Raw genomic sequence first — 10,623 nt, forward strand, 5'->3', positions numbered from 1 at the left:
TATACTTATAAATGAGGTGGCTTTTTGACTTTAATTTTCTTTAAAAGTATTCACCAGTTTATCAAGATTAAGACTGCGGGCTGAGGCGTCAAAAATCTCACGGTATGTTCCTTCTTTATTATAAAGCTCATCATGAGTTCCATTTTCAACAACCCTGCCTTTTTTCATCACATAAATCGTATCTGAATCCAGAATCTGTGAAAGAGAATGAGAAATGATGATCACTGTTCTTCCTTCTTTAATAGCATCCAGAGAATTTTTGATCTGTTCTGTAGCAATGGCATCAAGGCTGGCTGTTGGTTCATCCAGAAAAATAATCGGTGGATTTTTAAGGAACAGTCTGGCAATGGCAATTCTCTGCTGCTGTCCTCCTGAAAGCTGAGTAGCATCATGCTGATATTTTTCAGGAAGATCCAGGATCTGATCGTGCAGATAAGCTTTTTTTGCAGCCTCCTGAATTTTTTCAAAACCGGCATTCATATCTCCGTAACGGATATTATCTTCTATGCTTCCCTGAAAGATATGATTTTTCTGAAGTACCAACCCAAGATCGCTTCTTAGGAAAGTATTTTCATATTCATTAAGGTTGACTCCATCCAAAAGAATTTCCCCGGAATCAGGAAGGTAAAATTTGCATAAAAGATTGATGACTGTTGATTTTCCAGCTCCGCTCAATCCTACCAAAGCAGTCGTTTTTCCGTTTTCAATTTTCATGGAAACATCATGCAAAGCTTTTGTACCGTTAGGGTAAGTAAAATCAACATTTTTCAATTCAAAAGTTCCTTTGATTTCTTTTTCTACAAAACTTCCGTTGGCTTCGGTTTCATTATCAGCATTTAAAATATCAAAATACCCTTCAGCATAGATCATGGCATCATTCATATCATCATAAATCCTGTGAAGCTGCCGGATCGGCGCTGAAACATTGTTGAAAAGCATAATATGAAGCATGATTGCCCCGATGGTCATTTGCTGATCTAGCACCAGATAAACGGTTAAAAGAATGATCAAAACAACCCCAAACTGTTCAATGAAAGTCTTTAAACCATCATAAATAAAATTGGTTCTTCTTGTAATCATCTGGCTTTCCATCAGCTCCATCTGAAGGTCGTATTGCTTTTTGCCTTCAAATTTTTCGCGGACAAAACTTTTAATAACCATAATGGAATTAATCAGGTTCAAAAGTCCTGATGTTTTTCTTTCTCTTTGATTCCGAAGCTGACGTCTCACTCCGCCTAGTTTTTTGGCCTGCAGGGAACTGATATAGAAATAAATCGGAACAATAATCGTAGAAACCAATCCAACATACACATTCTGCATATACATAATGATGAGGGCAATAATGGCATTGGAAAAAAGAGGAAGGATATCAATAAAAAAGTTCTGAACCAGCCTTGTCAGACTTTCTATTCCACGGTCTATTCTGATCTGTAATTTTCCGGACTCATGGTTTTCATCATTAAAATAAGCTACTCTGTAGGTCAAAATCTTATCAATGGCTGATTGCGCCAGTACGGAGCTCACATTGATCCTTATTTTTTCGCCATAAAATTTCTGTCCGAAGTTGATAAAGATGTTCAACAATTCTTTCCCCAGTAAAATAATGGAAATGATAATGAGAATATGAATTCCCTCCGACATCGGATGTGGAAGATGGGTAAGTTTGGTAACTTCATCCACCGTGTATTTCAGAACAATCGGGTTGACCTGTGCTGCCAGAGCTCCCAGAAAAGTAAGAAACAATGTTCCGTAAATCATGGGACGATAAGGTCTGATAAATGGAACAAGCTGTTTATAAATTCCGAATAGGGTGACGGTTCTGTTAAAAGGTTTAGCCATAGAAATCATTTTAAATGAAAAACGTACCGCTTTCAAAAGAAAAAGGTACGTTTTATTATCATGTTCAGCAAATAAATGCTTTATATTTTATCCTTCAAATACATAAGTTGTAAGGTAGTGCAGTTCTTTTTTGCTGGCTTCTTTAGACTCTGCTTCTGCCTGTTCCAGAGAATATTGGGAATTGATTTCCTTTTTCTGGAAAATAAATGAGTTGTTGGCATTCTTATCTATAACTTCATCAAAGATATGCTTAATTTCAGGGTTTCCTAGTGAAGAAAAACTGATATCTTCAAAACCGTACATCCGTCTCAGATCATCAAACTGGCTGAAATTTTCATTGACAAATGCCTGCAGCTGTGCTTTGGAATCAAAATTACCAGCCCAGATATTGTAAGCGTATTTCTTCTTTTTAGGTTTATCCAGAATACTCTGATACACGAAGTTTTCACCCAGATAAGCTTCTCTTACCTGCGGGTCATTAGCAAGATCTTCCGGAAGTCCTTCTTTCAGAATCTTTCCTTCAAACATAATATAGGTTTTATTGGTAATCGCCAGGGTTTGCTGTACGTTGTGGTCGGTAATCAGAATTCCGATATTTTTATCTACAAGACTTCTTACAATTTTCTGAATATCTTCTACGGCAATCGGGTCTACCCCAGCGAAAGGCTCATCCAGAAGAATAAAATTGGGGCTTGTGGCAAGACAGCGTGCAATCTCGGTTCTACGTCTTTCCCCTCCGGAAAGAAGATCTCCTCTGTTTTTACGAACATGCTGCAAAGAAAACTCCTCAATCAGTTCATCACATTTGATCTGCTGCTCACGCTTAGAAAGCTTGGTCAGCTGCAGTACTCCCATAATGTTTTCTTCCACAGACAATTTTCTGAAAACCGAAGCTTCCTGAGCCAGATATCCGATTCCCTTCTGGGCTCTTCGGTACATGGCATCGGTAGTAATCTCCTGCTTGTCTAAGAAAATTTTTCCTGAAGTGGGCTTAACCAACCCTACAATCATATAAAACGATGTGGTTTTTCCTGCCCCGTTCGGACCCAGCAAACCAACAATTTCTCCCTGTTGAACCTGTACAGAAACGCCTTTTACAACTTTTTTAGGACCGTATTCCTTGATTAAGTTTTCTCCTCGTAAAATCATAGGGCAAATATATCAAAAATATAAACTTCACTTATAGGTTAATATCAACTTGTTTACGTTAAACGCAAACTTATTCATTTACAGCCGATTGTAACTTTTCACTACTTTAGTCTACTTATCGTAAAACATCAATCAATTATAAATAGTAAGAAATGGAAAATTACGGGTATACAAAAACAGAAAATGTGCACAACCAGCAAAGCAATGTTCCTTACCGTTCGGAAAAGAAAATCCCTGCAGCTATATTGGGAATTCTTGTGGGATGGCTGGCTTTAAATAAATTTTATCTTGGATATACGAAGGAGGGAATTATTCAGCTGGTTCTGAATGTCGTTACTTTTGGTGCGGCTTCAATTATTCCTTTTATTGAGGGAATTCTCTATCTTTTTATGAGCGATAAACAATTCGATGACACGTATGTCTATGGAAAGAAAGGATGGTTGTAAAAAATTATCATCACCTCATTAGAAATAAAAAGAGACTACCGATTGAGTAGTCTCTTTTTTATTGGAATGAGTTTAATCATTATTTATTTAAAAGAATAGCTGCTTCTTTTGCAAAATAAGTAAAGATCATATCTGCACCAGCTCTTTTGAAACAGGTCAAGCTTTCAATGATCGTTTTGTCATTATCCAGCCAGCCGTTTTGGGCAGCTGCTTTTACCATGGCATATTCTCCGCTTACATTGTATACTGCAATCGGAAGATCAATGGCTTCACGTACTTTGGAAACGATATCCAGGTAAGGAAGTCCCGGTTTTATCATAATCACATCTGCCCCTTCATCTATATCTTTAAATACTTCATTCAAGGCTTCGCGTGAGTTGTGGAAATCCATCTGATATGTTTTTTTATCTTTCGGAATTTCCATATCGTCTTTCGGAGCACTGTCTAAAGCACTTCTGAAAGGGCCATAGAAAGAACTTGCATATTTGGCAGCATAACTTACAATTCCTACATCTGTAAATCCGCTTTCTTCCAAAGCTTCACGGATAACCATTACTCTGCCATCCATCATATCGCTTGGTGCTACAAGATCTGCTCCTGCTTCTGCATGAGATACTGACATTCTTGCCAGTGCATCATTGGTAGCATCATTTACAACTTTTCCGTTTTCAATGATCCCGTCGTGTCCGTAGATTGAATAAGGATCTAAGGCTACATCCGGCATTACAACCATTCCCGGAACGGCATCTTTAATAGCTTTGATGGTATTCTGCATCAATCCGTCTTTATTCCAGGCTTCTTTTCCTGTATTGTCTTTCAGATGTTCTGACACTTTCATGTACAAATTGACAGCTTTTACCCCCAAAGAAAATAATTCCTTACATTCCTTCACCGTTAAATCTATACTGCGCCTGAAAATTCCAGGCATAGACGGGATTGCCTCCTGCTTGTTTTCGCCCTCCATTACGAAGATAGGCATTACAAAATCATCAGTTGTAAGCACATTTTCTCTTACCAAACCTCTGATAGATTCATTAACTCTAAGTCTTCTATTTCTTGAATGTATCATTTTGGAATACTTTTTGAATAAGTTTCTACAAATTTAATATAAGTTCTGCAAAAAACTATTGTACGAAATTGCAGAATGTATTACATTTGTTTAATATATTCGAGAAATTATAAATTTGATGAAAAAACTTTTACTTTTATTTCTATTTGTAGGCACTTTTGTTGGATTTTCCAACAATTTCAAAGCTCAGCTTAGAGAGCCGGGTTCCATCACTCAAAAAGCAGATGATGGTGTATTGCTTGCCTATCCAAATCCTGCAAAGGATTTCCTTATCATTAAGGCAAAAGATTCTTCTTTAAGAATCAAAAGCGTGACTTTTTATTCAATTTTGGGTATGCAGGTCGCTAGTTATACGGTAAATATGAATTCCGGAGAGATTAATATTGAAAAATTGAAGCCCGGAAAATATATGATCCGATATATTTTAAGTGACAACACACAGAAAGTTACTCAAATCGTGAAACAATAAATTAAAATCCTGATAATCATCAGGATTTTTTCTTTTTACATTAATTCTGTTTTAATATTTCCGTAACTTTCGGGACTTTTTCATACTAATAGTAAAAAGAAACGATTTAATGCTAAAAGCTGAACATATTAAAAAGACCTATAATGCCGGAAAAAAGGTCGCCCTGGATGATTTCAGCATCCATGTCCCGAAAGGCAGTATTTATGGCCTTTTAGGTCCGAACGGAGCCGGAAAAACTTCTTTTATCCGTATCATTAACCAAATTACTCAGGCAGATTCCGGAGAAATCCATATCAATGGCCAAAAGCTTAATCCAGGCCATATTAAAGATATTGGCTATATGCCTGAAGAAAGAGGACTGTACAAAAACATGACGGTTGGTGACCAGATTCTCTATTTCGGGGAACTGAAAGGCATGAAAAAAAGTGATGCCTTGAATGAAGCCAAAAAATGGTTTGAAAAGCTGAACATTGATCAATGGTGGAAGAAGAAGCTTTCTGAACTTTCTAAAGGAATGGCTCAAAAAATCCAGTTTGTAGTTACTGTTCTTCACAGGCCTCATCTTTTAATTCTTGATGAGCCGTTTTCAGGTTTTGATCCGGTGAATGCCAACTTAATCAAAGATCAGATCATTGATCTTAAAAATAACGGAACAACCATCATTCTTTCTACCCACAGAATGGAAAGTGTGGAGGAAATGTGTGATTATGTTGCGTTGATCAACAATTCAAAGAAGATTATTGACGGAAGGGTTTTTGATGTAAGGGAAAAATTCAAGAAAAATATTTTTGGGATTACGCTTTCTGAAGTAAGCAATGATCAGTTTGAAAATTTCAGAAACAAATATGAGATCTTCAATTTATCCAATGAAAACAATCTTATTTCTTTTGACCTGAAAAATGAGGAGAGCCAGAATAATGTTCTTCTTGATCTTGTACAGGTAGGTAAAGTGAGATCATTCGACGAAAGAATCCCAAGTATGAATGAGGTGTTTATTAATGCTGTAAGTAACCATTCTTAATTTTATGAATAATATTTTTTTAATTACCAAGAGAGAGTTTCTTACCCAGGTTAAGAAAAAATCTTTTATCATATTGACCCTGCTTGCCCCTGTCCTGATTATTGCTTTCGGAGCAGTAGTCGGGCTAATGTTTAAGGCGAATGAATCACATAGCATCATAGAAGTGGTTGATAAGAGCGGATTGTTTACCAATCAGCTTCAATCAAATGATAAATTAAGCTATGTTTTTGTTTCTGCGGCGGATGAAAAGTCCAAGATTAACAATCTAAAAGGGAATGAATCTCTCGATGGCATCCTGATTCTTCCACAGCTGAAAAACCAGAATTTTGATGAGCTTGAAAAAGAAACCAGACTGATTATCAACAGTAAAATAGGGTTTGACACAAAACAGAGAATTGTATCTGATATCAGTAATGTTGTCCGAAAAGAAAAGATCAAGCAGCTTGGTATTCAGGAAACTCAATTAAACGATCTTGATAAAAACTTCAGCTTAAAAACCATCAACGTTACGGATAATAATAAAGAGGATTCGGATCTTGTTTTCGGGGTGAAATCCGGATTGAGTATGGTACTGATGTATGTTACTTTTATGTTCATCATTATTTACGGGGTAAGGGTGATGAGAAGTGTACTTGAAGAAAAAAACAACCGTGTTGTAGAGATCATCATTTCTTCTGTAAAACCTTTTGAACTGATGATGGGTAAAATTCTGGGAGTAACCATGGTTGCACTGACCCAGTTTCTGATCTGGATTACCATGTCTGTTATTGGTGCATTGGTACTCAATACAGGGTTCTCTCCTCTTCAGAAGAATATTCCGGGGGGAAATGAGGAGATGGCAAGTAAACTGGATATGGGACAGCTTGCTACCCAGATTTCACACAGTTTACTGGAGTTGAACTTCCCGCTCATCATTTTTGTATTCATCGTATTTTTCCTTTTAGGATATATCTTCTATAGTTCTATTTATGCAGCCATTGGGTCTGCAGTAGATAACGAAACAGAAACCCAGCAGTTTACTTTATTTGCTATTTTACCGCTGACATTAGGTATGTATGGAAGCTTTACACTGATGAACAATCCGGAAGGTCCTTTAGGCTTCTGGTTATCCATCATTCCGTTTACTTCACCGGTTGCTATGATTGCGAGAATTCCGTTTGGAGTTCCTGCATGGCAGATTGCATTGTCTATTACCTTATTGCTGGTAACCACTATTTTCATGATCTTCCTTGCCGGCAAAATCTATCGTGTAGGAATTTTAATGTATGGAAATAAAGCTACGTTAAAAGAGCTTTGGAAGTGGATTAAAGGGTAATCAAAATGTAAAGCAGCGCCAAAAGCTGAGAACGTTGGTTTGCCAACTGATATAAAATAAAAATCCCGGAAACTGCGTTTCCGGGATTTTTTATATTCTGAAATATTCTATTTGAATATATAGCTTAAAGTAAGTGCAATTACCTGTTCTGATTTTTTCTTATCAGTACCCTTGGTTTCTTTAGCAAGACCAGGATAAGTATCGCTTAGACCTAAGTCATATTTTACAGCTACTTCAAGTTGTCTTTTGTAGCTATATCCTACACCCAGACCAAGTCCCCAGTTAAAACTGTTGGCCTTACCGTTTACGCCTGCCGGCTGGTTAGGATCAGTAACATCGGGATCATAATAAGGTCTGCTTACAGGAGCATCTTTAACGTTCTGGCTCAGCAAGAAGTTAAATCTAGGTCCTATCAATCCAAAGAATTCTGATTCTGCTTCAGAAAAATATCCTTTGAAATAAAGAGGCACACTCAGGTAGTTATTAGCATATAATGCGTCATAACCACTTACACCTTTAGCATCTTTATCTTTTCCTGTTTCTCCTGCACCATAATACAGAACTTCAGGTTGAATAAAGAATTGGTTTGCCTTTCCTACGGGAATCAATGCCAAAGCTCCAGCCTGGAAAGTGTATCTTGGGCCTGAAGGATTATGGGCGTTAGATACTCTGGAGTAGTTTAAACCTCCTGTTACTCCAAATCTTGTACTTTTCCACTGCACTTGTGCAAATGATAAAGCAGAAAACATTAAAGCTGAGGCTAATAAAAGTTTTTTCATATGCTGGGTTTTATATTATCCTAGAATCTTAGCTACAGTAGCACCAATATCAGCAGGAGAATCAACAACGTTGATACCGTTTTCTCTCATGATTTCCATTTTTGCCTGAGCTGTATCTTCAGCACCACCTACGATAGCACCTGCGTGTCCCATTGTTCTTCCTTTTGGAGCAGTCTGTCCGGCGATGAAACCTACAACCGGTTTAGTAGATCCGCTTGCTTTGTACCATCTTGCAGCTTCAGCTTCAAGACCTCCACCGATTTCACCGATCATTACAACAGCTTCAGTTTCAGGATCGTTGATGAATAGCTCTAATGCTTCTCTTGTAGTTGTTCCGATGATTGGGTCACCACCGATACCGATTGCAGTAGAGATACCGTAACCTGCTCTTACTACCTGGTCAGCAGCTTCATAAGTAAGCGTTCCTGATTTTGAAACGATACCTACTTTTCCTTTTTTGAAAACGAAACCTGGCATAATACCAATTTTAGCTTCTTCAGAAGTAATGATTCCAGGGCAGTTTGGTCCGATTAATCTGCAGTCTCTGTCAGCGATATAAGATTTTACTTTTACCATATCAGCTACAGGAATACCTTCAGTAATACATACAATTACTTTGATCCCTGCTTCAGCAGCTTCCATGATAGCGTCTGCTGCGAATGCCGGTGGTACGAAAATGATACTTACGTTTGCTCCTGCTTTTTCAACAGCGTCAGCTACTGTATTAAATACCGGCTTTCCCAGGTGCTCGCTACCTCCTTTTCCCGGAGTAACACCACCTACTACGTTTGTTCCGTATTCAATCATCTGACCAGCGTGGAAAGTTCCTTCGTTCCCTGTAAATCCTTGTACAATTACTTTAGAATCTTTGTTTACTAAAATTGACATTTTATTGTTGTTTTAATTTATTTATTATTTTATTAATGCTCACAAATTTACTCAAATTTCTTTGATTTTAGATAAAACCTTTGGAATTGTTTATTTGAGATTTCTCAGTTTTACTTCTTTTTTCAGATAAGTTTTAAAATCTTCTGCAAACATCCCGATATAGGTTCCTTTTTCAAGATCTCTGTTGACGCCGGTTTTTCCCAAAAGTACAGATCCCGACTCTATTTTGTTTCCGGAAGCGATTCCTACCTGTCCCCATAATGTCACCTCATCTCCGATGATACAACATCCCGCAATTCCTACCTGAGAGGCAATCAGACATTTTTTTCCGATAACGGTATCATGTCCGATCTGAATCTGGTTATCCAAAACGGAGCCTTCTCCAATGATGGTAGAGTCTGTAACTCCTCTGTCAATGGTACAGCCGTTTCCAATCTCCACATTGTTTTCAATAACAACATTTCCAACAGAAATCAGACGGTCAAAATTTCCATTTAATTTTCTGTAATAAAATGCATCACCTCCTAAAACGGTGTTGGACTGAATAATTACGTTATCTCCGATTTCCGTACGGTCACCAATGACAACATTAGGAAAGATTAAGGTATTTTTCCCGATTTTCACATTGTTTCCGATTACTGCCGAAGAATGGATTTTTGTTCCCTCTCCTATTTCAACATCGTGTAGTTCTTCCGTGAAATTATAGATTCTGGTAAAATGGGTATTGATTTTATTAAAGTCTCTGAAAGGATCATCAGAAACCAAAAGCGCTTTGCCTTCCGGGCAATCTACTTCTTTATCAATTAAAATAATAGTGGCTGCAGAGTTTAATGCTTTGTCGTAATATTTAGGGTGATTCACAAAAACAATATCACCTGGTTTTACCATGTGAATTTCATTGGTGCCCAATACTTCGAAATCTTCAGGTCCTACAAATGCAGAGCCTATTAAATCTGCAATGGTTTTAAGCTTTTGCGGAGAATGGAATCTCATAACAATAGATTTTCTTATAAAACAAAATTCGGAGTGCTGATGCAAACCGAATTTATGTAAATTTTATTTATTCTTTTACTCTTTCTAAGTAGCTGCCGTCTTCAGTGCTTACTTTAATTCTGTCTCCCGGTTCAATGAACAAAGGAACCATTACTCTTGCTCCTGTTTCAACGATTGCGTTTTTAAGAGCATTGGTTGCTGTGTTTCCTTTTACACCCGGATCAGCTTCAATAACATCAAGGTATACTGATTGTGGAAGTTCAGCAGAAAGTGGAGTTTCATCAGCTTCTTTCAAAATGATAGTCACTTCTTCACCCGCTTTCATAAACTGAGAGTTCTCAATCATTTCTTTGTTGATGTATAACTGAGAGAAATCATCATTGTTCATGAAGTGGAATCCGTTCTCATCATCATACAGATACTGGAATTTTCTGGTGATTACTTTTACTTCATCAATTTTGTGTCCTGCAGAGAAAGTATTATCAATTACTTTACCGTTTGTCACTGACTTTAATTTTGTTCTTACGAAAGCAGGTCCTTTTCCCGGTTTTACGTGAAGGAACTCGATTACTTTATAAATATCATTGCTATATTCGATGCATAGCCCTTTTCTGATATCGTTACTTGTTGCCATTAATATATATTATCTTTTTTT

10 protein-coding genes and 1 pseudogene are annotated in these 10,623 nt (G+C 37.2%); 4 read left to right on the plus strand and 7 right to left on the minus strand.

Features of this window, described 5'->3' with window-relative positions:
• Positions 1 to 30 precede the first annotated feature (30 nt).
• Together V0410_RS10385 and lptB are read right to left on the minus strand one after the other, a co-directional pair.
• Positions 31 to 1,758 carry an ABC transporter ATP-binding protein gene (locus tag V0410_RS10385; protein WP_330747679.1) on the minus strand — a complete coding sequence of 576 codons (1,728 nt, stop codon included), beginning with the start codon at positions 1,756 to 1,758 and terminating at the stop codon, positions 31 to 33.
• Positions 1,759 to 2,262: 504 nt separating this feature from the next.
• Positions 2,263 to 2,988 (minus strand): annotated as a pseudogene (gene lptB, locus V0410_RS10390) (LPS export ABC transporter ATP-binding protein); the annotation flags it as partial.
• Positions 2,989 to 3,140: 152 nt separating this feature from the next.
• Here lptB and V0410_RS10395 point away from each other — a divergent pair.
• Positions 3,141 to 3,434: a TM2 domain-containing protein gene (locus V0410_RS10395; RefSeq protein ID WP_114820292.1), complete on the plus strand. Its 294-nt coding sequence runs from the start codon at positions 3,141 to 3,143 to the stop codon at positions 3,432 to 3,434.
• A gap of 79 nt (positions 3,435 to 3,513) precedes the next feature.
• Here V0410_RS10395 and hemB read toward each other — a convergent pair whose 3' ends face one another.
• On the minus strand, positions 3,514 to 4,503 hold the full coding sequence (gene hemB / locus V0410_RS10400) for a porphobilinogen synthase (RefSeq protein WP_330747423.1): 990 nt from the start codon (positions 4,501 to 4,503) through the stop codon (positions 3,514 to 3,516).
• Positions 4,504 to 4,621: 118 nt separating this feature from the next.
• On the opposite strand from hemB, the gene V0410_RS10405 reads away from it, so the two are divergent.
• From V0410_RS10405 to V0410_RS10415, 3 genes are all read left to right on the plus strand, one after another.
• The gene (locus tag V0410_RS10405; RefSeq protein WP_034699180.1) at positions 4,622 to 4,972 is read left to right on the plus strand and encodes a T9SS type A sorting domain-containing protein; all 351 of its coding nucleotides are present in this window, start codon (positions 4,622 to 4,624) and stop codon (positions 4,970 to 4,972) included.
• Positions 4,973 to 5,081: 109 nt separating this feature from the next.
• Positions 5,082 to 5,993 (plus strand): ABC transporter ATP-binding protein, encoded by a 912-nt coding sequence (locus V0410_RS10410; RefSeq protein ID WP_330747424.1) that lies wholly within the window; start codon positions 5,082 to 5,084, stop codon positions 5,991 to 5,993.
• Positions 5,994 to 5,997: 4 nt separating this feature from the next.
• Positions 5,998 to 7,308 carry an ABC transporter permease gene (locus V0410_RS10415; protein ID WP_202840989.1) on the plus strand — a complete coding sequence of 437 codons (1,311 nt, stop codon included), beginning with the start codon at positions 5,998 to 6,000 and terminating at the stop codon, positions 7,306 to 7,308.
• A gap of 107 nt (positions 7,309 to 7,415) precedes the next feature.
• Here the strand turns inward: V0410_RS10415 and V0410_RS10420 are convergent, their stop codons facing one another.
• The 4 genes from V0410_RS10420 to efp form a co-directional block, all read right to left on the minus strand.
• Complete coding sequence (locus tag V0410_RS10420; protein ID WP_110010001.1) at positions 7,416 to 8,087, minus strand: porin family protein; 672 nt, start codon at positions 8,085 to 8,087, stop codon at positions 7,416 to 7,418.
• 15 nt (positions 8,088 to 8,102) lie between these two features.
• Positions 8,103 to 8,975 (minus strand): succinate--CoA ligase subunit alpha, encoded by an 873-nt coding sequence (gene sucD, locus V0410_RS10425; RefSeq protein ID WP_002977143.1) that lies wholly within the window; start codon positions 8,973 to 8,975, stop codon positions 8,103 to 8,105.
• 90 nt (positions 8,976 to 9,065) lie between these two features.
• Positions 9,066 to 9,968, minus strand: a complete 903-nt coding sequence (locus V0410_RS10430; protein WP_062674061.1) for a UDP-3-O-(3-hydroxymyristoyl)glucosamine N-acyltransferase — start codon at positions 9,966 to 9,968, stop codon at positions 9,066 to 9,068.
• Between the two features lie 67 nt (positions 9,969 to 10,035).
• Positions 10,036 to 10,602: an elongation factor P gene (gene efp / locus V0410_RS10435; RefSeq protein ID WP_002977139.1), complete on the minus strand. Its 567-nt coding sequence runs from the start codon at positions 10,600 to 10,602 to the stop codon at positions 10,036 to 10,038.
• Positions 10,603 to 10,623: the final 21 nt, after the last annotated feature.

The organism is Chryseobacterium sp. CP-77 (assembly GCF_036362765.1).
Classification (GTDB): domain Bacteria; phylum Bacteroidota; class Bacteroidia; order Flavobacteriales; family Weeksellaceae; genus Chryseobacterium; species Chryseobacterium cupriresistens.